Source organism: Hyphomicrobium sp. (assembly GCF_019753045.1).
In the GTDB taxonomy this organism is placed as follows: domain Bacteria; phylum Pseudomonadota; class Alphaproteobacteria; order Rhizobiales; family Hyphomicrobiaceae; genus Hyphomicrobium_B.
The window spans coordinates 60,710-82,991 of record NZ_JAIELN010000028.1; the positions used below are offsets into that span (position 1 = coordinate 60,710).

At 56.6% G+C, this 22,282-nt stretch carries 19 protein-coding genes; 12 read left to right on the plus strand and 7 right to left on the minus strand.

Annotated features, from left to right (window positions below; genetic code table 11):
• Positions 1-9 precede the first annotated feature (9 nt).
• On the minus strand, positions 10-276 hold the full coding sequence (locus K2Q04_RS21370) for a hypothetical protein (protein WP_291167457.1): 267 nt from the start codon (positions 274-276) through the stop codon (positions 10-12).
• Between the two features lie 285 nt (positions 277-561).
• On the opposite strand from K2Q04_RS21370, the gene K2Q04_RS21375 reads away from it, so the two are divergent.
• Together K2Q04_RS21375 and K2Q04_RS21380 are read left to right on the plus strand one after the other, a co-directional pair.
• The gene (locus K2Q04_RS21375) at positions 562-1,062 is read left to right on the plus strand and encodes a DUF302 domain-containing protein (protein WP_291167459.1); all 501 of its coding nucleotides are present in this window, start codon (positions 562-564) and stop codon (positions 1,060-1,062) included.
• A 46-nt stretch (positions 1,063-1,108) separates the two neighbouring features.
• Complete coding sequence (locus tag K2Q04_RS21380) at positions 1,109-2,290, plus strand: patatin-like phospholipase family protein (RefSeq protein ID WP_291167496.1); 1,182 nt, start codon at positions 1,109-1,111, stop codon at positions 2,288-2,290.
• Between the two features lie 2 nt (positions 2,291-2,292).
• Here K2Q04_RS21380 and K2Q04_RS21385 read toward each other — a convergent pair whose 3' ends face one another.
• The gene (locus K2Q04_RS21385) at positions 2,293-2,922 is read right to left on the minus strand and encodes a peroxiredoxin-like family protein (RefSeq protein ID WP_291167500.1); all 630 of its coding nucleotides are present in this window, start codon (positions 2,920-2,922) and stop codon (positions 2,293-2,295) included.
• 212 nt (positions 2,923-3,134) lie between these two features.
• Here K2Q04_RS21385 and K2Q04_RS21390 point away from each other — a divergent pair, with 212 nt between their 5' ends.
• A complete protein-coding gene (locus K2Q04_RS21390) occupies positions 3,135-3,641 on the plus strand; it encodes a DoxX family protein (RefSeq protein ID WP_291167462.1) in 507 nt (168 codons plus the stop codon).
• 271 nt (positions 3,642-3,912) lie between these two features.
• Here K2Q04_RS21390 and K2Q04_RS21395 read toward each other — a convergent pair whose 3' ends face one another.
• Genes K2Q04_RS21395 through K2Q04_RS21405 form a run of 3 tightly spaced genes read right to left on the minus strand, consistent with a single transcriptional unit; the run spans position 3,913 to position 7,520 of the window.
• Positions 3,913-5,352: an aldehyde dehydrogenase family protein gene (locus tag K2Q04_RS21395; protein WP_291167464.1), complete on the minus strand. Its 1,440-nt coding sequence runs from the start codon at positions 5,350-5,352 to the stop codon at positions 3,913-3,915.
• A 42-nt stretch (positions 5,353-5,394) separates the two neighbouring features.
• Complete coding sequence (locus K2Q04_RS21400; protein WP_291167467.1) at positions 5,395-6,588, minus strand: iron-containing alcohol dehydrogenase; 1,194 nt, start codon at positions 6,586-6,588, stop codon at positions 5,395-5,397.
• Complete coding sequence (locus tag K2Q04_RS21405; protein WP_291167469.1) at positions 6,585-7,520, minus strand: alpha/beta hydrolase; 936 nt, start codon at positions 7,518-7,520, stop codon at positions 6,585-6,587. The genes K2Q04_RS21400 and K2Q04_RS21405 overlap by 4 nt, the downstream gene beginning before the upstream one ends.
• A 479-nt stretch (positions 7,521-7,999) precedes the next feature.
• On the opposite strand from K2Q04_RS21405, the gene K2Q04_RS21410 reads away from it, so the two are divergent.
• The 7 genes from K2Q04_RS21410 (at position 8,000) to K2Q04_RS21440 (ending at position 15,559) form a co-directional block, all read left to right on the plus strand.
• Complete coding sequence (locus K2Q04_RS21410; protein WP_291167471.1) at positions 8,000-8,761, plus strand: GntR family transcriptional regulator; 762 nt, start codon at positions 8,000-8,002, stop codon at positions 8,759-8,761.
• Positions 8,751-9,806 carry an ABC transporter substrate-binding protein gene (locus tag K2Q04_RS21415; RefSeq protein WP_291167473.1) on the plus strand — a complete coding sequence of 352 codons (1,056 nt, stop codon included), beginning with the start codon at positions 8,751-8,753 and terminating at the stop codon, positions 9,804-9,806. The genes K2Q04_RS21410 and K2Q04_RS21415 overlap by 11 nt, the downstream gene beginning before the upstream one ends.
• 80 nt (positions 9,807-9,886) lie before the next feature.
• Positions 9,887-10,975: an ABC transporter ATP-binding protein gene (locus K2Q04_RS21420; protein WP_291167475.1), complete on the plus strand. Its 1,089-nt coding sequence runs from the start codon at positions 9,887-9,889 to the stop codon at positions 10,973-10,975.
• Between the two features lie 10 nt (positions 10,976-10,985).
• A complete protein-coding gene (locus tag K2Q04_RS21425) occupies positions 10,986-11,897 on the plus strand; it encodes an ABC transporter permease (protein WP_291167477.1) in 912 nt (303 codons plus the stop codon).
• Positions 11,898-11,905: 8 nt separating this feature from the next.
• The gene (locus K2Q04_RS21430; protein WP_291167479.1) at positions 11,906-12,700 is read left to right on the plus strand and encodes an ABC transporter permease; all 795 of its coding nucleotides are present in this window, start codon (positions 11,906-11,908) and stop codon (positions 12,698-12,700) included.
• A 1-nt stretch (position 12,701) separates the two neighbouring features.
• Entirely contained in the window at positions 12,702-14,033 is a 1,332-nt protein-coding gene (locus K2Q04_RS21435) for a glutamine synthetase family protein (RefSeq protein WP_291167480.1), read from the plus strand.
• A 29-nt stretch (positions 14,034-14,062) separates the two neighbouring features.
• The gene (locus tag K2Q04_RS21440; RefSeq protein WP_291167482.1) at positions 14,063-15,559 is read left to right on the plus strand and encodes an NAD(P)/FAD-dependent oxidoreductase; all 1,497 of its coding nucleotides are present in this window, start codon (positions 14,063-14,065) and stop codon (positions 15,557-15,559) included.
• A 112-nt stretch (positions 15,560-15,671) separates the two neighbouring features.
• Here the strand turns inward: K2Q04_RS21440 and K2Q04_RS21445 are convergent, their stop codons facing one another.
• On the minus strand, positions 15,672-16,073 hold the full coding sequence (locus K2Q04_RS21445) for a helix-turn-helix domain-containing protein (RefSeq protein ID WP_291167484.1): 402 nt from the start codon (positions 16,071-16,073) through the stop codon (positions 15,672-15,674).
• A 66-nt stretch (positions 16,074-16,139) separates the two neighbouring features.
• On the opposite strand from K2Q04_RS21445, the gene K2Q04_RS21450 reads away from it, so the two are divergent.
• Together K2Q04_RS21450 and K2Q04_RS21455 are read left to right on the plus strand one after the other, a co-directional pair.
• On the plus strand, positions 16,140-18,269 hold the full coding sequence (locus tag K2Q04_RS21450; protein ID WP_291167486.1) for a heavy metal translocating P-type ATPase: 2,130 nt from the start codon (positions 16,140-16,142) through the stop codon (positions 18,267-18,269).
• 239 nt (positions 18,270-18,508) lie between these two features.
• On the plus strand, positions 18,509-20,887 hold the full coding sequence (locus tag K2Q04_RS21455) for a TonB-dependent siderophore receptor (RefSeq protein ID WP_291167488.1): 2,379 nt from the start codon (positions 18,509-18,511) through the stop codon (positions 20,885-20,887).
• Positions 20,888-21,164: 277 nt separating this feature from the next.
• On the opposite strand, the gene K2Q04_RS21460 is transcribed toward K2Q04_RS21455, so the two are convergent.
• Complete coding sequence (locus tag K2Q04_RS21460; protein WP_291167489.1) at positions 21,165-21,467, minus strand: hypothetical protein; 303 nt, start codon at positions 21,465-21,467, stop codon at positions 21,165-21,167.
• Positions 21,468-22,282: the final 815 nt, after the last annotated feature.

Below are 22,282 nucleotides of genomic sequence, written 5' to 3' on the forward strand. Positions count from 1 at the left end.
GTCAGCGGTTTACTTGCCGTGCTTCGCCTGCATGTCGGCCTCGATCTGATCCCAAACGCCATGAGGCGAGAACCCGTCGCCGGCTTTGCAGGAATCATAGGCGTCGAGAGATTTGCGAACGGCGTCGGCCAGTTCGTAGCCAGACATCTTGTTAATGAAGATCGACATCTTGCCCATATGCGTCTTGAACCCGCCGTCACAGTCTTCGGCTGCATAGGTCGGAGATGCGAGAACGGCAAAGAGGGCAACGAGCGTTGCTGCTGAAAGAAGCTTCATTGGGTCTCTCCTGGTTGATTTAACATCGCCCCCTTTGGAGCGGGGCTGCCGAGAACCTATGAGCTTCGAACGCGCGACTGAAATGCCGTTTGGGACTGGATTTGATAGCTCGGCGCTATCCCAGAACCGCAATGAGAATGCAGCCAGCGGGGGAGTTCGCAAGAAGCAATAGGCGGCGACTATCGACTCCGAAGCCAATCGATATTTTCGCTATGTGAGCGTCCTAGCCATCCTGTCACAACCAGCCGATTGCTTTGAATTGGTGAACGAGAAAGGGAGATGGTCATGCTCGGAAGATATTCAGCCTGCAGCGCATTCGCATTGGCTCTATTGATGGTCTTCGCCCTTCCTCAGGCTGGATATCCGGCTGAGCCCGCTACTGCGTCGCCGGAAGACGGTATCGTCAAGGTGAAAAGCGTCTACGGCTTCGGCGAGACGATCTCTCGGCTCAAAGCCGATATCGCGCAGAAAGGGATCAAGTTCTTTTCTGCGATCGATCAATCACAGCTCGGGGCAGGTTCAGGCATCAAGCTCCGGCCGTCGACCCTGCTGATCTTCGGCAATCCGCCACTGGGTATTCAATTTCTCACATCGAATCCGGATTCCGGCCTTGACTGGCCCGTTCGCCTTCTCGTTCGGCAGGATGAAGCTGGACAAGTCTGGGCAGTGTACACCGATTTCGGGTGGATCGCCCGTCGCCACGGCATTCGCGACCGCGATGCGCAATTCAAGATGGCATCAAGTGTGATCGCTTCGATCACCTCGAGCGTCGCCTCCAAGCAGTAGATGAGAGGCTACGATGACCGCACTTTCCAACATAAAGGCAACCAACATGCCACGACGAAATCGCGATAATCGCACGGCAGGTTATGGCCAGATCGTACTGGTGCTGCAAGGCGGCGGCGCGCTCGGTGCGTATCAGTCGGGTGTCTATCACGCGCTGCACGAAGCCGGCGTCGAGCCGGACTGGGTCATCGGAACATCGATAGGAGCCATCAACGCCGCGCTCATCGTCGGCAACGAACCCGGCGATAGGCTCGCTGCGCTGAACGAATTTTGGGAGCGAATGTCTCGACGCTCGATTTGGGATCCGATGATGTTGTGGCCTCAAGCCGCGACATCGTTGTCCTACTGGCAGGCTTTGACCAGCGGCATCTCGGGCTTCTTCAAGCCAAACCTCTTTGCCTTTTTCAATCCGCATTACCCGCTCGGCCCGGAACGAGCAGGCTACTACTCCACATCCGAACTCGAGGCGACGCTTAATGACCTCGTCGATTTCTCCCTCATACGACGCAGCAAACCACGATTGACAGTTGGCGCTGCTCAGGTGCGGACCAGCAGAATGCACTACTTCGACAGCCTTCAGACCGAAATCACGGCGAAGCATATCATGGCGTCCGGCGCGTTGCCGCCCGCATTTCCCGCCGTGCGCATTGATGGTGAGCTCTATTGGGATGGTGGCATTCTCTCGAACACGCCCGCCGAGGCGATTTTCGATGATCATCCGCGCAAGAATTCTCTCGTCTTTGCCGTGCACATGTGGAACCCGACCGGTCCCGAACCTGCAACGATCTGGGAAGTGCTTCACCGCCAGAAGAACATCCAATATTCGAGCCGGGTCGCAACGCACATCATGCGCCAAGCGCAGATTCATCGTCTGCGTCATGTAATCAAGGAACTCGCGATGCGTATCCCCGAGGAGCTTCGCTCGCGAGAAGATATTCGCGAGCTGGCAAGCTACGGATGCCTCACCCGCATGCATTTCGTGCGTCTCCTGTGGCCCGGACACGAAAACGAAGACCACACCAAGGACGTCGATTTCACCTCATCCGGGATCAAGAAGCGGTGGCAGGCTGGGTACGACCAAACGATGCGCGTTATCGAGCAGGCGCCCTGGCAGCGAGAAATTGACCCTATCGAGGGCGTTTTCCTTCACGAGGCGGGAGACTCAAGACCGCTCGAAAGCATGAGCGCGATCGAGCACGATACCTGCGTCCGAAGCAACGAGAGTTGATGCTATTGCAGGGCTTCACCTAGAGCCTTCAGGATATCCTCGATCTCCATCCTGTCGCGGAAGTCCGGATCGACAAAGCGATCAATAATCACACAATCTCTGCCGACCACAAAGGTGGCCGGTATGGGCAAAAACCAACTGTCGCTTCTGTTATATCTCTGCAGCTCGATCCCATGCTTAAGGTACAGATCGCGAACAGCATCGCCCAGCCAGATTGCAAGACCGACTTCGAGCGCATAGCCATTATCGACATCCGCAAGGAAGCGAAAATTGCGGCACGGCTCCAGGCTCGAAAGGTATTCATTCGTTTCTGGCATGATCGAAACCACCTGAGCGCTAGTTTTTGCGAACTCGCCGAGCGCAGCCTTAAAGGCGGCGAGCTCTATCTGACAGTACTCGCACCAGTGCCCGCGGTTGAAGGTTATGACGACCGGACCCTCCTTGATGAGCTCTTCGAAAGCGACGAGCCGATTGTTCTCATCGGGAAGTAGGAAGGGGGGCATTGCTTCGCCCGGCCTGGGCGCGCCGGCCCCTGCATCGGCAGATTTTAGCCTCGCGACCAGATCGTCATAGGCATCCGCGAATGGTGCGGAGAACTGGCGAACGGCAGACGAGAAGTCGGCCAAGCGCACCTTCAGGGGTGCCTCAGTCGAACAGATGCGCCGGAAAGCGCCGTCCAGGCTGGTGTCATTCATCAGAAATCGCGTTCTTCCTGGTCCGCTTACGACGAAAGATATCTTCAGCTCGGGATCCGCGTCCAGCGGCGCTTTGGAGTTACCGCGTAACATTTCCTCATCGACAGCCGAATGAACCCAGGGAACAGCGAGAGGGAACTCGGAAGTCTATGAATTTTGACATCGTCAAACTTTGCACCACGCCGTTGCCATTCCCGAATGCTTGGTACGGCCTGCCGCTCCGGCTAATTATCGGGTTCGGCTTCGTCGAGCACGGGTCTGCAAAACTCGCTCGGGGATGGGAAAACTTCGCGGATATTCTTCACGCGATCGGAATGCCCTTTAGCGGTTTTCTCGCCTTGGCGACGATAGCGGTCGAAGTCGTCGGGGGTGTGATGATCATGCTCGGAGCTTTTGTTCCGGTCGCGGCGATCCCGATGGGCATCGTCCTTCTCGTCGCGATAGTCACGGTTCATCTGCCAAACGGCTTTAGCTCCATAAAGCTTCAGTCCTTCGATGCCTCCGGCGCCCACTTTGGCCAACCGGGATATGAGACCGACCTGCTCTATCTCGCCGGGCTCGTCGCGCTGTGCATCGGCGGCGCTGGCCCACTTTCCATCGACGGACTACTTCAGAAACGGCGACGCAAATCTAAGTCGGGGCGCCAAGCCGAATGAGAAACTCGGCAACTTTGCCCGACAATGCGCTGATTAGGAGTCAGCACACTTATGTTGTAGATCGACAGTCATTCCGACTTTTATAGCCCAATACCTACCACAGAACATCAATGGCTTAATCGATATGTCGGAACGGCATACGAGTGGGCAACCTCGAGGCACACGTCAGAACCGGGAGCCATGAGTTGCTAACCGCCGCCCACTCCTTAGCTACGCTACGGCCATGCATAGGTTGCTTTATCCAAGAAGCTGCCATTGCTAGCCGCGCAACTCACCCAAAGCGGTAGTCCGAGATAATCTTAGATTCGAGGTACTCCTCGATGCCCCATATCCCGCCCTCACGAGCGCGTCCCGATTGTTTCATGCCGCCGAAGAAAGAGCCGGCGCCGCGCGATTTTCCGTTCATCTCGATCATTCCCGACTTGAGCGACAGCGCAAGACGATTGGCGCGGTTCGCATCGCTCGTTTGAACGTAGTTTGTGAGGCCATAAGGCGTATCATTCGCGATCCGGATCGCATCCTCTTCATGATCGAACGGGATCATCACCATGACGGGCCCGAAAATTTCCTCGCGCTCGATCGTCATGCCGGGCTTAACATCCGCAAACACCGTGGGCTTGACGTAGAAGCCTCGATTGAAATCCTCCGGGCGTCCAGGTCCGCCGCAGAGTAAGCGGGCTCCTTCGTCGATGCCCTTTTGGATGTAGTTCTGGACTTGGTCCCACTGACGTTTGTTGACGAGCGGCCCGATGTGCGCCCCCGGCTCGAGAGCCGGTCCGACCTTGATAGCTTCCGTCAGTGCGGCGACTTGTTCCACCGTTTGCTCGTAGATGCTGCGCTCGACGAGCATCCTAGATGGCGCGTTACAGGACTGGCCGGAATTTTCCATCATCCGATCGACACTCCATTTTATCGATCGATGGTCGGCATCGGCGAACACTAGATTCGCGCCTTTGCCTCCAAGTTCGAGCGCGACCCGCTTTAGGGTTTCAGCGGCGGCTCGCGATATGGCCTTTCCCGCGCGCGTGGAACCGGTAAACGAAATCATCTCCACGTCGGGATGTTCAGATAGTTGGGTACCAACACCGGCACCATCACCATTCACGAGATTGAACACGCCGGGCGGCACGCCAGCGTCATGGCAGAACTCTGCAAATAGGATGGCGTTGAGGGGCGCTTCTTCTGAGGGCTTGAGCACACACGTGCAACCCGCGAGCATGGCCGGAACGGCTTTCAGAACGATCTGGTTCACGGGCCAATTCCAGGGCGTAATGAGGCCGACGACACCGATGGGTTCGAGGGTGACGGCAGTCTTCGGCGCCTGCGGGCCGAGGGGACGGATCCATTTGATCTGCTCGAAAGCATTCAAGTAGTTCTGCGTGTGCCAGGGCAGGCAGGTGGCCTGCTCCGCCAAGGAGAAGTCTATCGGCGCGCCCATTTCCAACGAAATCGACTCGGCGAATTCCTGACGGCGAAGTTCGTATTGCTCCAGTACCTTCTTGATGATTGCCGCGCGCTGCGATGGCGGCGTTGCAGCCCATTTTGGCAATGCGGCTTTGGCGGCGCTCACGGCATCGTTCGTGTCTTCCTGGTCTCCCAAAGAAATTACTGTGCAGGGTTCCTCGGTCGAGGGATCGATGACCTCCCAATCCCGCGCTTTATGCGGCTTGACCCAGGTGCCGTTGATGTAAAATTCGCGTCTGAACTTCATGATATCTCTGATCTTGTTTGGTTGTGAGTGGAGCGCGGGCTCTTAGGCGATCTTTCGAATGGTGCCTGAGTGCATTTCACCGAGAAGCTCTAACACGTTGTCTTCAGTTAGCGGGATTGGATTTGTACCTGCGGTCGGGTCAACGACCGCGAGCCGCGCGATATCTGCAAATTTCTCATTCTCGACTCCGATATCGGCGATCGTCGCCGGGATACCTATCTCTGATCTCAATTGGAGGATCCAGTCGTTGATGGCCCGAACAGCGTTCGCCCCGGACGACTTGCCATCTATCAACCCGAGGTAAATGGCCAGCCGTTGCATTTTTTCGCCGATGTTTGGAGCGTTGAATGCAAGGACGTAGGGCATGACGACTCCGTTCGTCAGTCCGTGATGGACGCCGTAGATTGCGCCAATGGGATGGCTTACCGAGTGAACTGCGCCGAGGCCTTTCTGAAAGGCCGTTGCTGCCATTGCCGCAGCCGACAGCATCTGCCCGCGCGCTTCGATATCGTCTCCGGCGCGAACAGCGCGGGGCAGAAATTCTTTGACCAAGCGCACGGCTTCGATCGCAATTGCATCGGCCATCGGATGATAACTCGGCGCACAGAACGCTTCGATGGCGTGGGAAAGTGCGTCCATGCCAGTTCCGGCGGTCAACAATGGTGGCAAGCCAACGGTGAGCTCGGGATCCAGAATCGCGATGCGCGGCATCATTGCAGGATGGAAAATGATCTTTTTCACATGATTGTCAGCATCGGTGATCACGGTGGCACGTCCGACTTCCGAACCGGTTCCTGCCGTCGTCGGGATTGCGATGATGGGTGCAATGGCCTCTGTCGCGGCGCGACGCCAATTATCGCCGATGTCTTCGAAGTCCCATACCGGTCTCGATTGACCGATCATGAGGGCAACCGTTTTGCCCACGTCGAGAGCGCTTCCGCCGCCGAATGCGATGACGCCATCATGTTTGCCATCGCGAAAGGCGGCCACACCGTCTGCGAGGTTGATCGATGTCGGGTTGCCCTGAAGCCTGTCGAAGACAGACGCCTCTATGCCGGCGTCTCGCAGCAGAGCCAATGTCGATTGGACCATGGGCAGATTGGTAAGGCCTGGATCGGTGACGAACAAAGGACGCGACATACCGATCTCTTTGCAAGCTGCGGGCAGCTCGGAGATGCGACCTGGACCAAACCAGACCTTCGTGGGGTAGCTCCAATTCGCGTTCGCGATCTTCATCTCTCGATCCTTCCTTGTGCGGATGCTTTGATGTGTGCAGATAAGGTATTCGCGATTTCGACGAGCGCTTCGCGGGCACGCGGCACTCCACCGGACATGGCGGTGAAGGCGTGCGGCAATGAAGGATAATTGAGCGTCGTCACATGATTGCCTTCGCGTGCCAGGCGATCGCTGAGGGCAAGGCCCTCTGCCAGGAGCAAGTCATTGCCCGCATGGACCATTATGGTGGGAGGCAATCCGGAAAGGCTTTTCGCGCGCCCAACAGAGCATCTTGGATCATCCGCATCGCCGGGTGAGCGCATATATTGCTCGGCAAACCAGATCATATCCGAACGCGACAACGGATAGTTCCGGTCGAAAGGAGTGATCGGCATCGCACGCCGATCCATATCGACGACCGGATAAATCAGCAGTTGCAGGCAGGGCATGTCCTGCTGCTGATCGCGAAGGCTCAGCGACGCCGCGAGCGCGAGATATCCGCCTGCCGAATCTCCGCCAACCGCGACGCGGTTTGGATCCGCGCCGATGCTTTGAGCGTTTGCTCGAACCCAGCGGAACGCTGCCAAAGTGTCTTCTAAAGCTGCAGGAAACCGGTGCTCGGGAGCCAGTCGATATGCGACAGACAGCACGAGACAACCGCTCCGCTCCGAGATGATGCTGCACGCCGTATGGCAGGTATCAAGATCGCCAAGAACACAACCGCCGAAGTGGAGGTAGATCAATAACGGCACGTTCGAACGGGTTGCGCCCTTCGGTCGGTAGAGACGTGCCGGCACGGTGGTGACCGGTCCTTCGATTTCGAGATTTGAGACGGAAACACTCGTTGAGGCTTGCGCTTCGAGCAAAGATAGAGAGAGGAAGGCCGGCCTCCTCCTGTCCTCTACTGTATCTCCGCTTGGCCTGCTGAAACGCTTCACGAGCCAGGCATGCATGCCGGCCCGCGGATCAATCCCCGGCATCTGACGCGCGAGTGATGTGAACCGAAAAAAGCGGGAGATCAAAGGTAGAGAAATTTGGAATCCCGACCGCAAAAGCTTCCAACTATTCCGATTCCAGCCATCAAAATCGGCAGCAGGAACGTCATCCGCTTCCCTTGATACGACCACGCTCAATCTCCAATCGACTGACGTCGGAGCATTTGAGGACGTGCTGCTGCCCTCAACGATGTAACGGTCATCTCACTGGCTCCGGCTTAGTCGACGGCAACAACGGGGTCGTCTGATCATCTTCGGATACAAGGTATATTAGCAGTATATTGGTGTCGTCAATTATCGAGTTTTCCTCGCAAACACGCATAATTTTGCTGCAATGCAACGTCCAAAAATCGAGCAAGAAAGTCCACATAAAAATATTGACAATATATTTTAGAGCGTCCTTACTGCACGCGTTTGTTGATGCATCGAGGCTGCTTGTGCCGAAGAAGAGAGAGCCATTTCGACTGCCTCAGGCGGAAGGCGAGCGGGAAACGCAAGCGACGAAGGCGTATCACGCTGTTCGCGCAATGATCCTCCGCTGTGAGCTTCAGCCTGGCTCAGCCATCAACGATCGGTTTTTGACAGAGAAGATTGGATATGGCCGTACGCCGTTGCGCGAAGCCTTGCTTCGCCTGGCTGGCGAAAGGCTTGTTATCTTTCAGCGCAACCAAGTGATCGAGGTTGCACCCGTCGAGGTATCAGAGGTCAACAGCCTCTATACGTTGAGGCTGCATTTGGAACGGCTCGCGTGGCGGCTCTGGCTTGAGAACGCATCGAGTAAGCAGATCAGCCGTCTCGCCCATACCTTTGATGCAGTGCCGGCGCTAACGCGCGAAGGAGATGTCGAAGGCCTGCTGCATCTGGATTTCGAATTCCATTCCCAGGTCTACCAGGAGTGCGGCAATCCCTTTTTGACTCAGGCACTCTATAACCTTTCCGGCGTCACCTACCGGCTTTGGTTCATGACCAATACCAACGACGTCAAGGCGCAAGCCGCAACCGCTCGTTCTCATACACCGATCATCGAGGCCGTTCGAAAGCGCGACGCACGCGCGTTGGATACGGAAATCGCGCGCCATATCTCGGAAGCCTACGACGCCATCATGGACAAGTTCCGTGTCAACACGGTGAGCCGGATTGGCGAAATACCCATTCAACTGCTGACGAAGGAGGAGAGTAATGGACTGCGTGACGCGTAAATTACACCGTCTGGTTACGGCCGCGGTTGTTGGAAGTTTCGCATTTTCCAGCACTGCAATGGCGGGACAGCTCACTGTTCTTTGCTGGGAAGGGTATGCGGACAAGAGCTTTATCGAGCCCTTCGAAGCGGAGTCCGGCTGCAAGGTGAATGCGGTCTATGTCGGAACGAACGACGAGATCGTGTCGAAGATCATGAGCGGAAGCGGAACCGCCGATCTCATCTCTCCTTCCAATGACACGACCATGCGGCTTGTGAGCGCCGATGCCGTGTCTCCGATCGATGAAAGCAAAGTTCCCAACATGGCGAACTTTCTCCCGCAGTTTAAGCGGCCGGCGTGGGACGTGAAGGACGGCAAGCTTTGGGGAGTTCCTTACGGCTGGGGCATCATTCGCGTCATTGCGGACCCTGCCGTCGTAGATCCCAAGACGGATACACTCGGCTTCCTCTGGGACGCGAAGTACGCGGGCAAGCTTTCGGTTTGGGACGATATCGAGACGGTCTACACGGCTTCGCGGTATCTGGGATTCAAAAACACGTACGATCTGAGCGACGAGCAGCTCGAGCAAGTCAAGGCCAAGCTCATCGCGATGAAACCGAACATTCGTAAATACTGGTTCACGACCGGTGAGATGGGCACCTTGATGGCCAGCGGCGAAGCAGTGGGCGGAAACTCGTGGGAGTCCACGATCGTTCAGCTGCGGGCCGACGGCAAGAAGATCGCTGACCTCATGCCCAAAGAGGGTCGGGGAGGCTGGAGTGACAGCTGGATGATCGTGAAGGGAGCCGAAAGCAACCCCTGCGTCTATCCGTTCCTCAATTACGTATCTTCAGCGAAAGCGCAAGCTTTGGCGCACAAGGTCACGGGCTTTGGCTATCCCAACGTCCATGTGGCCGACGAGCTCGATGAGAAAACCAGGGCGACCTATACCGAACTGGGCATGACCGATCCCGCAACGCTTACCAACGTCGATTGGTGGCAGCCGGTGAAGCGCCGGGCGAAGTATCTCGAAATATGGAACCAGGTGAAGGCGGCGGCAAATTAGTTCTTGCTGTCCCCTGAAGGTTCGCGCTGCGAGAGGCGTGCTCGTCTTCTAGTTTGCTAACGATAGGACCATTGAGTGCGATGACCACTGGAATTGAACTTCGAAATCTTCGCAAACTCTTTGAGGGCCACGGGCACGCCTCTTGGGCAGTTGACGGCGTCGACATGACGATCGGCGCCGGCAAATTCGTCACTCTTCTCGGGCCTTCCGGGTGCGGGAAGACGACGACCTTACGAATGATTGCCGGTCTCGAGATCCCAACGTCAGGGCAGATTTTGCGAGACGGCCAGGACATCACAGATCAGCCTGTCACTGATCGCGATATGCGAATGGTGTTTCAGGATTTTGCGTTGTTTCCGAACATGACAATTCAGGACAACGTCGCATTCGGCCTACGCGTAAAGAGCAAGCGGGGAAAATATACGGAACCGCAAATTCAACAGCGTGTCGCTGAATTCCTCGATCTCGTGCATCTGAAAGATCATGCCTACAAAAAGCCCCATCAGCTCTCTGGAGGTCAGAAGCAGCGGGTATCGTTAGCCCGAGCGCTGGTGACCGATCCAAAGGTGGTTCTATTTGACGAGCCGCTCGGATCGCTCGATGCCAACTTGCGCAAGATCATGCAGCTCGAGCTCATTCGCCTGCATCGAGAACTCGGCAAAACATTCGTCTATGTCACGCACGACCAGGACGAAGCCATGGCGATGAGCGATGCGATCGCGGTGATGTCGCAAGGCAAGGTCATGCAGTTTGGCACCCCCAGGGAAATCTATGATCGCCCGGCCAATCGCTACGTCGCGTCCTTCATCGGACACGCGCACATCGTGGACGCTACCGTTGACAGCAAACAAGCGGACTCCTTGACCGTCCGTCTCGGAAACGGCGATCGCGTCGGTGTGCGAGGCAAAGCCGACGCGGCTCCGGGAAGTGCCGTGGGTCTCATGCTGCGCGCGGAAGATCTCACATTCACGGATACCGCCGCAGATGCAATCGGCGGAAAGGTGGTCGATAGCCTCTATCGCGGCGAATATGTTGAGTACGTCGTCGCCTTGAACGGAAACTCTGGCGTCGTTCACGTCCATGCACGCACGGATCTGCCGCAGGTCGCGCACGGTTCGACCGTAGCTTTGAAGGTGAACCCGGCCAAGGCACACGTTGTGGTGCATTGAGATGACGGCGATGACGACGATTGAACAGACGGTCGAGATCAAGAGAACCAGCATCCGCAGCGCCCGAGCGATTGAACGCCGAAGGCTCTTTCTTTGGCTGGTGCCGCCGTTGGCATGGTTCACGATCTTCATGCTGATCCCATACGCCACGCTGCTCTACACGAGCCTTGGTCATGTGGACGACATGCGGTTCATCCCTGGACTATCACTCGACAATTTCGTGCGCGTTTTCACGGTCGATCCGTACCTCAGCGTCATCATAAAATCGGCTCGGATTGGCTTGATGACAGCCGTCTTTTCCTCGATCGTCGCCTATCCGCTGGCATTCTATCTGGCTTTCCACGTTCGAACGCAGCGGCTGAAGTTCCTCATCTATCTTCTCGTGATCGTGCCTTGGTGGGCCAGCTATCTCGTCAAGGCGTACGCTTGGAAAACGATCCTTGGATCGGGCGGGATACTCAATGTAGGGATGCAGAGCCTCGGCCTGGTTCACGAACCCGTGCGGTTGTTTCTGTACAACGAATTCAGCGTGGACATGACGCTGACGTATATCTTCACGCCATTTGCAGTTCTATCGATCTACGCGCAGCTTGAGAGGGTGCCGACATCCTTGATCGAGGCCGCCCGCAATCTCGGTGCGGACGGCTGGATGATCTTCAGGCGCATCATCCTGCCGATCAGTGTTCCAGGTGTGGTGGCAGGAGCGATCATCACCTTCTCGCTGGCGTTCGGAGATTTCGTCGCCCCCGTTCTCGTTGGTGGCCCGGACTCCGTGATGATCTCCAATGTGGTCATCAATCTCCTCGGCGTGGCATTCGACTGGCCGATGGCTGCCGCAATCGGATTGGTGATTATCTCGCTCGGTCTTCTGCTCATCTCGGCGTCGGGATGGTTGGAAGAAAGAACGCAAACCCGGTTCTGAGAGATCTCATGCGCGCTTTCGGCAATCGTTCACTTGTAACCACGCTGGCCATGTCGGTGCTCGCATTTCTATACGCGCCGATCTTGGTGATGATGGTCTTTTCGTTCAACGACAGCCAGTACACCGGGTTGCCGTTCAATGGATTCACGTTCCGTTGGTACGAAGCACTTTTCAGGGACGATCAAATGCTGACGTCCATCTGGAACAGCGTTTATGTCGGTCTCGGTGTCGTTGTTATCAGTGTACTCTTTGGCGTACCCGCAGCCATCGCACTCGATCGTTACGAGTTTCCGGGAAAGGGTATGTTCCGGCGCATCGTGATGTTGCCCATCGTTCTCCCCGGCATCATCACGGGCATCGCTCTTCTCGGGTTTTATCTCACCATTCACCTGCGCCTTTCGCTGTACACGATCATGCTTGGCCAGGGCACGGCACTGATGTGCGTCACGATCACCGAGGTATTCGCGCGGCTTCAGCAGCTGGGCAAAAGCCAAGCGGAAGCCGCTGCAAATCTCGGCGCCAACGATTGGGAGATCTTTAAGAACGTAACTTTTCCGGGCATCCGCTCGGCGCTGTTCGGAGCGATGTTGATAGCGTTTTCGATCTCATTCGACGAGATCGCCGTCACCTTCCTGCTCACGGGTCGAGAAAATACTCTGCCTATGACGTTGTGGTCGCTCCTGCGTCGCGAGGTAACGCCAGAAGTAAACGCCGTCGCCACGCTCATCGTCTTCCTCTCGATCATTTTAATCGTCGCCGGAATGTATGCGTCGCGTGGGAACGCGAACGAAAGGGAAGCCTGAAATGACAATCGAAGAAGTCCGCGAGATCATAACGCGAGAAAAGGTCAAGACGGTCATCATTGCGGCAACCGACGCAGCGGGCGTTCTGCGCGGCAAACGGCTGACGGTTCCCTATTTCTATCATGCCATCGAGGATGGCCTGCACTTCGCGTCGTTTCTTTTGGGGACGACGACGATGGACGAAGTATTGCCGGGGCTGTTTGATACCGGCATTCCGGACGTGAAGGGCGTAATTGATCTATCGACCTTCCGCGTTGCTCCGTGGGAAGCAAATACCGCGATTGTCTTCATGGATTGGGCGACACCTGAAGGTTCCCCCCACCCGCTCTGCCCACGTTCGATGTTGAAGCGCAAGGTGGCAGAAGCCAAGTCCATGGGCTTCGATTCTAGCGCCAGCCTCGAGCTCGAATTCTACCTGCTGCCGGTATCAATGGCCGAAGTTCGCAAAGGCCGGTGGTCTGATATCGAGCCCGGCTCTCGCGATATTCACTGCTATTCGATTCTGGAAGGTCACTACTGGGAGCCCATCATCGGAAAGCTGAGAGATTGTTTTCCGAATGAGATCGAAGGCTGCCTGCCTGAGTGGGGGCAAGGTCAGTTCGAGGTGAACCTCCATCACTCTGATCCGGTGAAGATGGCCGACACTTCGATCATGCTCAAGCTGGCGACGAAGCAGATTGCATCTCAGGCCGGCGCCATGGCGACGTTCATGGCGAAGTTTCGCGAAGATTTGTCCGGATGTTCGGGCCATATCCACATCAGCCTGCAGAAGACGATTACAAAAGATCCGGTGTTTTACGACGCCGGTAAACCGCTGCGCCTCAGCGACACGTTCAAGAATTTTGTTGCGGGCAACATCGACGTGTTCGCGCCTTCGATGATTTTTTACGCGCCGAACGTGAATTCCTACAAGCGTCTGCAGTCGATGACGTTCGCCGGAACGACACGCAATTGGGCCATAGACAATCGCACGACCGGCTTCCGCGCGATCAATGCAACGCCCCGTAGCACACGGCTTGAAGTGCGCATGGCGGGCGCGGACGTCAATCCCTATTACGGATTGTCGATTGCGCTTGGATCAGGATTGCGCGGCATTCGCCTTGGCCTGGTCCCACCGCCGCCCGCAAGCGGCAATGCGTATGACGACAACGTGGATAAGGTTCCGACTACCCTCTCCGCGGCCGTTGCATGCGCTGCCAACGATAAGGGGATCCGAGAGGTGCTGTCGCCCGAGGTCGTCGACAACGCTCTCCGCATCGCTGATTTCGAGCTCGGCGTATTTGAGCGAACAGTGACTGATCTCGAGCGGCGCCGGTACATGGAAACCGTCTAGGCCGACCTGCACAAGAAAGCGATAGCCAAATGGAAACGATGACCCACAAGGGGCAGGCGGATGAGGTTCAGTATTTTGACGTCATCATCGTCGGCGCCGGCATTTCCGGCATCGGCAGCGCCCATCAGCTCAAGAGGGAGTGTCCCGAGCTATCGTACGTTCTTCTTGAAACGCAGGAGACCTTTGGGGGAACATGGCATACGCATCGCTATCCCGGCGTGCGTTCGGACAGTGATCTCTACACTTTCGGATTTAGCTTCAAACCCTGGGTGGAATCCCCCATTGCCACCGGCGACCGGATCCTCACCTATCTGAATGCAGTCGTTAAGGAGGACGATCTCGAGCGTCATATCCGGTACCGTCACCGCGTTATTTCGGCGGATTGGGATAGCAAAAGGAAACGGTGGAATCTCGTCGTTCGCAACGAGAAAACGGGTGAAAATCTGGCGTTTGCGGCCAACTTCCTTTGGATGTGTCAGGGATACTATCGCCACGACGAGGGCTACACGCCGGATTGGCCGGGAATGGCCGATTTCAAAGGCCAGATTGTCCACCCGCAAACATGGCCATCCGACCTCGATTACACCGGCAAGAACATCCTGGTGATCGGCTCCGGCGCCACCGCAGCGACGCTGATACCGGCGCTTGCCGAGAAGGCAGCTCACGTGACGATGCTGCAAAGGTCGCCGACCTATTTCAATCCAGGAACAAACGCAGACGCGCTGGCCGATCAGTTGCGCGCACTCGAAATCGACGAGAATTGGATCCACGCGATTATACGAAAGAAGCTGCTGAAGGAGCAGGAAGGGAGACTTCTGCGCGCCCAAAACGAACCCGACGCTGTGGCGAAGGAAATGATATCCGCCGTCGCAGCCAATCTTGGTCCATCGGTCGACGTGGCAGCACACTTCACGCCCGCTTATCGGCCATGGCAGCAGCGTGTTGCATTCATACCGGAGGGCGATTTCTTCCAGCCTTTCCGCGCAGGGAAAGCATCGATCGTCACCGACATCATCGACAGGTTCACGCCGCAGGGTGTGCGTTTGAAGTCTGGTCGAACGCTCGAAGCCGACATCATTGTCACCGCAACGGGCTTCAGGCTCAGCGTTTTGGGAGGCATAGCATTCTCGAAAGACGGCGCGCCTCTAAATCTAGCTGATACCGTCACATATCACGGCATGATGTTCACGGGCGTACCGAACCTTGTATGGGTTTTCGGATATTTTCGGTCGAGCTGGACACTCAGAGTTGAATTGATTGCGGACTTCGTGACCCGGCTTCTGAAGCATATGCGGAACATAGGCAGGGAAATGGTGACGGTTGAACTCAGAAAGGAAGATCAAGGCGAGCCGCTTTTGCCATGGATCGATGAGGAAAACTTCAATCCTGGCTATCTTATGCGCGACATGCACCTGATGCCGAAGCGACTCAACAAACCGGAATGGCAGCATACGCAGGACTATTTCGCCGAGTGTATCCGGCTTCCCCAGATCAGCTTCTCAGACGCTGCGTTCCATTTTTCTTAAACCAGGGCCTCTGCGCAAAAATCACCGGCCGTAAACCTACCGTGCGTGACCCTTCGCAGACATAGCCAGAAAAAGCAACAGCGCACGTGCGACGGACCCAAGGTCGCTCTCTTCACGGCGACAACGAATCAATGATGCGGCAGTCGGCGACCGTGCCGCAACTGCATTGCGTGATCATATTGTTCAGCTCGCGGCGAAGAGCTTTGAGATCGGCAATCTTGCGATCGACCTCGGATAGATGCTCTTTGGCTATGGTGTCGATGGCGGAGCAGGACCGCTTCCGGTCGTCGGAGAGGTCCAGCAGGGCCCGGACCTGCTCGAGCGAAAAACCGAGATCACGCGCGCGGCGGATGAAGCTCAGGCGGTTGAGATGGTCCTTCGTGTAAGAGCGGTAGTTGCCCGCCGTGCGGGCCGGCGCCGATAGCAGGCCGATGCGCTCGTAGTAGCGGATGGTCTCTACTTTCGTGCCTGTTTGGTGCCCGAGATCACCGATCGAGAGATTTCCGGCCTGCATGGCTTGACCCTGTAGTTGCTACAAGGTGCATATAGGGTGTCACAACACATTGTCGAGGTGACACCGATGGCGGCGATTAGCGCCTTTAAAATTCGCGTGGAGGGCATGGATTGCGCCGCCTGCGCCCTCAAGATCGAGATCGCCATGCAGCGGCTGCCGGGGGTCTCAGAGATCAACGTCAGTTATTCGGCCGGCACCCTGGCACTTCAGCTTGATCAGGACCGGACGTCGCCGCGCGTCATCGAAGAGAAGGTCCGGGCGCTCGGCTATCAGCCGGTTGCGGACGCCGCATCTGTTAGCGGTGTCCCGCGGAAGCGCGTGCGGTTGCCCGTGTGGCAGGACGCGAAGACGCAGCTTGTTCTTGCGACTGGAGTTATCTTCCTTCTCGCATTCATCCTTGCATGGTTTCTGCCCGCACACGAGCGTTGGGTATATTCCGCTGCGGCGTTAGTCAGCGTCATCCCGTTCGCCCGCCGGGCGTTGAGCGGAGCACTCTCCGGCTCTCCCTTCACCATCGAAACGCTGATGACGGTTGCAGTCCTTGGCGCGGTTGCCATCGGCGAGGCCGAGGAGGCAGCCGTCGTCATCGTGCTGTTCGCGATCGGCGAATGGCTCGAAACCGTAGCGGCCGGTCGTGCGCGCGCCGGTATCGAGGCACTGATCGACATCGTACCGCGCAGCGCACTGATGCTGCGCAACGGGACAAGCGAAGTACAAGAGGTTCCGGCGGCCGATCTGGTGGTCGGCGATGTGGTCATTGTCCGTCCCGGCGACCGCATCCCGTCGGACGGAAAGGTGATCGCGGGAGACTCGGACGTGAACGAAGCGCCGATCACGGGTGAATCCGTGCCAGTCGCCAAGACCGTGGGCTCCAAGGTGTATGCCGGCAGCATCAATGCCAATGGCGAACTGCGCATTGAGATCACGCGCGCGGCGGCCGACAACACGATCGCCCGCATTATCCACCTCGTCGAGGAAGCACAGGAGTCCAAGGCGCCAACGGCGCGCATGATCGACAGGTTCAGCCAGTGGTACACGCCGCTTGCCATGCTCGGCGCGCTCCTGGTCATCGTAATCCCGCCGCTGGCCTTCGACGGCGACTGGATGACGTGGATCTATCGTGGGCTCGCGACGCTGCTGATCGCGTGTCCGTGCGCGCTCGTCATCTCCACACCAGCCGCGATTGCTTCCGGTTTGGCCACAGGAGCCCGCGAGGGTCTGCTGATCAAGGGTGGCGCGCCCCTGGAAACGCTCGGCAAGGTCAGGACTGTCGCCTTCGACAAGACGGGCACGCTGACGCAAGGCAGGCCTCAGGTGACGGATGTCATTGCCGTCAACGCTGAAGAGAATGCGGTCCTGGCCCGCGCCGCCGCCGTCGAAGGAAACATCAGTCATCCACTCGGACAGGCAATTGTCGAAGCCGCAAAGGCGCGCAAGCTCGAGCTTCCCGTCGTATTCGGCGGCAGTCAGGCGATTCCGGGCAAAGCGGTGACCGCTCGCTTGAAGAGCGGTTTCGCATCCGTCGGATCCCCGCGCCACGCGGCAGAGCAAACGACTGTCGCGCCGGAGCTGGCTGACAGGATTGCAGCGCTCGAAAGCGAGGGTAAGACGGTCGTGGTCTTGATGTCTGGCAAAGTTATTGAGGGGCTGATTGCGCTTCGCGATGAGCCGCGCGCCGACGCGGTCAAAGCTATCAAACAGCTTAAGTCCCGAGGTATCGCAGCCTTGATGCTGACCGGCGATAACGCGCGCACAGCAGACGCCATCGCCGGACAGCTCGGCATGGAGGCACGCGCCGAGCTGTTGCCTGATGCTAAGCTCGCCGAGATCGCTCGATTGAAGGAAGCGGGATTCGTCGCCATGGTCGGTGATGGCATAAACGATGCCCCTGCGCTCGCTGCCGCCTCGGTTGGTATTGCCATGGGCGGAGGGACCGATGTGGCCTTGGAAACGGCCGATGCCGCGTTGCTGAAAAACCGCGTCACCGGCGTTGTCGAATTGATCGCGCTCTCGAAGGCCACACTCGGCAATATCTGGCAGAATATCGCGATCGCACTTGGCCTGAAGGCGGTGTTTCTCGTGACGACGCTGCTGGGCGTGACGACGCTTTGGATGGCGATCCTTGCCGATACCGGTGCCACGGTGCTGGTCACCACGAACGCGTTGAGATTGCTGAGGTGGCGTGTGCGATCCTAAGCGACAAGCGCATAATGTCTGCAGATGAACGGTTGTTGCGCAGCACAGGCCTTAGGCGTTCTCAGTAACTTGATAGTGGCAGGCAATTCATCCGCCATGCGCGCGATATGGTCGTGATGCCCGAAAGCCCCACTTAGAATTCGTCTAACTGCCTAGAACGAAGCCATTGCCAAAAATTCTTGACTTGCTACGGCAAGAATTGCCATCGAGAGGAGCTAGGAAATTCGAGGGTTATCTCTGTGCGCAACACCAATGGACGATCTTTTGTTCGCTCCAAAGCTGCCGCCTATTTGCTTTCGTTCAGCGTTGCTTCTCTATTGGCCGTAATGCCGGTAGAGACAGAAGCGCAAGAAGGCGAAGCTGTTCCGCTGCCTCCGGTTTCTGTCCAGGTCGACGACAATCCCCAGGGCAACAACGCGAAGAAATCTAAAACATCAAATACTCGCCCCGGGAAAAGCACGTCAGCTAAAGCAAAGCCATCGTCAAATACGAGCACTGTAGACGCGTCGACGCCCACCTCCGATGGGACGGGAATCCCGCAGCCAGATGCGCAGGGCGATATCGGCTACAGAGCGACAAAATCCAGCAGTTCAACGAAGACTGACACGCCGCTCAGAAACGTGCCGCAATCGATCTCTGTGGTGACCGACAAGCAGATAAGGGATCAGGCAAGCCAAAGCATTGGTGACGTCGTCAAATACGTGCCCGGCATAGAAGTACATCCGGGTGAGGGAAACCGCGACCAAGTCTCAATTCGCGGGCAGGTGGCATCGTCCGCAGACTTTTTTGTCAATGGGGTTCGCGACGACGCCCAGATCTTTCGCGATCTCTATAACACCGAACGACTGGAGATCCTGAAAGGGCCAGCCGCACTTGCTTTCGGACGCGGCGGTGCCGGTGGTGTGATCAATCGCGTTACCAAACAAGCGGATTGGGACACCCACAATGAAGCAACGGTGGAATTCGGGAGTTTTGATCACAAGAGAGTTGTGACCGATTTCGATCGCGCAATAACGCCGGGCTTCGCGGCCCGCATCACGTCGATGTATGAAGATAGCGGCTCCTACCGTGATTATGTCGATCTCGAGCGGTGGGGCGTCAATCCGACCTTTGCCTTCAGGCCGTGGGAGCGCACCACTGTAATCCTCGACTATGAACACTTTGAGGATCACAGAACCGCGGACCGGGGTATTCCTTCGGAACGCCCATCAGGTTTTAAGGGAACGGTCGGACCATCGCCGGCATCCGCATCAACCTTTTTTGGAAACCCTGACGATAGCTTTGCCAATGCCGTTGTCGATCGTACATCTGCCACCGTCGAACATACGACGGATTTTGGCCTGAAGATCCGGAACGTCACGCAGTACGCCAACTACCAAAAGATGTACCAAAACATCTATGCTGGTGGCCCATTTGATCCAACAACGGGGCTCGTGCCGATTGTCGCCTACAACAGCATCAACAACAGGGAAAACCTCTTCAACCAGACGGACTTCATCTACAAATTTTCAGATGGGTGGACACGTCACACGCTTTTGGCGGGCGCTGAGTTTGGCGTACAGCATTCCTTCAACGTCAGGCGTAGCGGCCAGTTTGATGTCTCGAGTGGCAATGGAGGATGCGTCAGCTTTGGCATGGGAAACAGTTTACCCAATGGCACATGCTTCGTCCCCTTCGCGGCCCCCACAATCTTCTGGCCGCCGGTTTCATTTTCGTCACCGACGACGCAAAATCGCGTGACGGCCAATGCCAGGTCCTTCTACATTCAGGATCAGTGGGAAATCGGGCGATACCTCGAGATCATCGGCGGCGTTCGTCATGACTCCTTTGGCACTTCGGTCACAAACCTTTTGCCGGGCGCGGTGCCGCCCAGGACCTTCGATCAGGATGACAGCTTTTATTCACCAAGAGCTGGCGTCATCGTAAAGCCGACGGATAACTTATCGCTCTACGTAAGCTACTCGGTTACGCATTTGCCGGCCTCGGGCGACCAGTTTGGAAGTGTCACGAACGCAACCAAGGACCTTGAGCCCGAAAAATACGTGAATAAAGAAGTCGGTCTGAAGTGGGACATCACGCCAGCTCTCGCATTTGCGATGGCAGTCTATGAGGTTGATCGAACCAACGTCCGATTTGCCCAGGGCGCTAATACCTTCATTCAGACAGGCAAGTCGGAAGTCGATGGTGTGGAAGTCACGCTTACAGGTTACGTCACCGATCGATGGCAGGTAGCAGCAGGTTACGGTCACCAAACTGGCGAGCTTACGAGTGCGACTTCGGCAACATTGCCGGCGGGAACGCCGCTTCCGTTGTTACCGAGCGATACGATTTCCCTTTGGAACCGGTATCAACTTACCCGAGACTGGGCAGCCGGGCTGGGGGTCGTGCATCACACTAACTTCTACGCGTCGCTCCAGCCAGCCACCAATCTCGTGAAGCTGCCTGCGTTTACCACCGTCGACGCGGCGCTATATTATCAAATCAATGATCACGTTCGTGCACAGCTTAACGTCGCCAATATCTTCAACGAGAACTACATTGTCTCAGCCGACAACAATGACAATCTGCTACCTGGCGCAACGAGGACCTTCTTAGTCTCACTGACTTCATCCTTTTAGAGTTGGGACGGCGTTAAGGTCACTTTTGATCAGCGCGCGACGTTGACGTCGGAAGTTCATGCCAAAGTGGGCGTGAACGTGATCGGTTCCGACGGTATGGACTTGAGCCGCTAGACGTCGGGGATTGAGCGACCGTCCCTGACGGTCAGGCCAGATTATGTATGATAGCTGCTATTGGCCTGAAGCAAACCGTCACGACCTGTAGAAAAAGATGGTTAAACGACGTCCTAGCGGGACACGGTTCATCTCAACCGCCGAAGGCGACACCGAGTATCCATCACACTATTGCAACACGCCCTTCGTCACGGACGAGGACCTTTCGTTGTTGCATAAGATTGCTGGCGAGCGACCCTGTGTGAAAAGCCATCTGCTCCCAGTCGCAGCGGTTTGCTCTGGCCGCGAAAAGAACTGCGCTTGCGATGCTTTCTCGGACACGCTTATCCGGAATTTTGTCGGCGAAGAGATCTGAAATCACTTCGTCGTAGGCACGCTTCACCGCCGCCAGTCTTTTCTCATCAACGCCCATAGCAATATCCCATGAAAATACGGCCTGCGGCCCGCAAGAAAGCAGGTGCCACATGAACGATTACCGAATGAAGTCGATAAAGCTTCTTCCAAACCTGTGGCCGGGCTTATGATTTTATCTGCTTTGCATGACACGTCTTTGCTGCGGTCGTTGTCAGATGCCTAGTTCGCTCCGGGAAGCGCGGTGAATTGCAACTCGGTAGGTACGCTGCATCCCGGGCGCTAGTCGCACGCTGAGAAAAGACGCGATGACTGGCCCGCTATCGCGCTTAGGCGCGACGTCTAAAACTGTCGGCCTCGACCGGATCCACTCCTCCACGTCGGTTTCGAACCAACCGCTCGTTGAGCACTGATTTGTTTTGGCGGAGAGAACTTGGCTACCGGATCGGGGCAATTCGCATTCATCTCGAGGAGCCGCATTGAGCGACTTGGTTCGACGGCGAGGCGAACTCCGAAAAGCTTCCATACATGGTGCCAAGAAAGAAACGGGATGGCACCCGGATCACACCCGAGACCAGATTCGACCGTTTGCCGTCTTCGCTAACGCATTGATATTGGTGGTGAGCCCGATTGGGATCGAACCAACGACTCTCTGATTAAAAGTCAAAGGGCTTCACGAGATACAATCCGTCGTCATTTCAGGGGCAATCGGACACTCGTCCGGTTGCCCGTTGGTTGCCCGATAGCAATCCGTAACCCGCGACGATGGTCTATCCGCTTGATTTAATTGGTGGGTGATCACGGGCTCGAACCGTGGACTCGCTGATTAAGAGCGGAGCTTTGGACCCTTTTCGTTCCTTTCCAATACTACGCCAAACTACGCTCAAGGGCTTGAAACGGTTGGAATAAATCCGCCGTGGATTACCCTTC

Excerpts from the sequence above, each read along its gene's own strand:
- K2Q04_RS21395 (WP_291167464.1), bottom strand. The coding sequence starts at position 5,352 with ATGAAGTTCAGACGCGAATTTTACATCAACGGCACCTGGGTCAAGCCG.
- K2Q04_RS21435 (WP_291167480.1), top strand. The coding sequence starts at position 12,702 with ATGACAATCGAAGAAGTCCGCGAGATCATAACGCGAGAAAAGGTCAAG.
- K2Q04_RS21440 (WP_291167482.1), top strand. The coding sequence starts at position 14,063 with ATGGAAACGATGACCCACAAGGGGCAGGCGGATGAGGTTCAGTATTTT.
- K2Q04_RS21370 (WP_291167457.1), bottom strand. The coding sequence starts at position 276 with ATGAAGCTTCTTTCAGCAGCAACGCTCGTTGCCCTCTTTGCCGTTCTC.
- K2Q04_RS21450 (WP_291167486.1), top strand. The coding sequence starts at position 16,140 with ATGGCGGCGATTAGCGCCTTTAAAATTCGCGTGGAGGGCATGGATTGC.
- K2Q04_RS21425 (WP_291167477.1), top strand. The coding sequence starts at position 10,986 with ATGACGACGATTGAACAGACGGTCGAGATCAAGAGAACCAGCATCCGC.
- K2Q04_RS21375 (WP_291167459.1), top strand. The coding sequence starts at position 562 with ATGCTCGGAAGATATTCAGCCTGCAGCGCATTCGCATTGGCTCTATTG.
- K2Q04_RS21420 (WP_291167475.1), top strand. The coding sequence starts at position 9,887 with ATGACCACTGGAATTGAACTTCGAAATCTTCGCAAACTCTTTGAGGGC.
- K2Q04_RS21460 (WP_291167489.1), bottom strand. The coding sequence starts at position 21,467 with ATGTGGCACCTGCTTTCTTGCGGGCCGCAGGCCGTATTTTCATGGGAT.
- K2Q04_RS21380 (WP_291167496.1), top strand. The coding sequence starts at position 1,109 with ATGCCACGACGAAATCGCGATAATCGCACGGCAGGTTATGGCCAGATC.
- K2Q04_RS21445 (WP_291167484.1), bottom strand. The coding sequence starts at position 16,073 with ATGCAGGCCGGAAATCTCTCGATCGGTGATCTCGGGCACCAAACAGGC.
- K2Q04_RS21430 (WP_291167479.1), top strand. The coding sequence starts at position 11,906 with ATGCGCGCTTTCGGCAATCGTTCACTTGTAACCACGCTGGCCATGTCG.
- K2Q04_RS21390 (WP_291167462.1), top strand. The coding sequence starts at position 3,135 with ATGAATTTTGACATCGTCAAACTTTGCACCACGCCGTTGCCATTCCCG.
- K2Q04_RS21405 (WP_291167469.1), bottom strand. The coding sequence starts at position 7,520 with ATGCATGCCTGGCTCGTGAAGCGTTTCAGCAGGCCAAGCGGAGATACA.
- K2Q04_RS21400 (WP_291167467.1), bottom strand. The coding sequence starts at position 6,588 with ATGAAGATCGCGAACGCGAATTGGAGCTACCCCACGAAGGTCTGGTTT.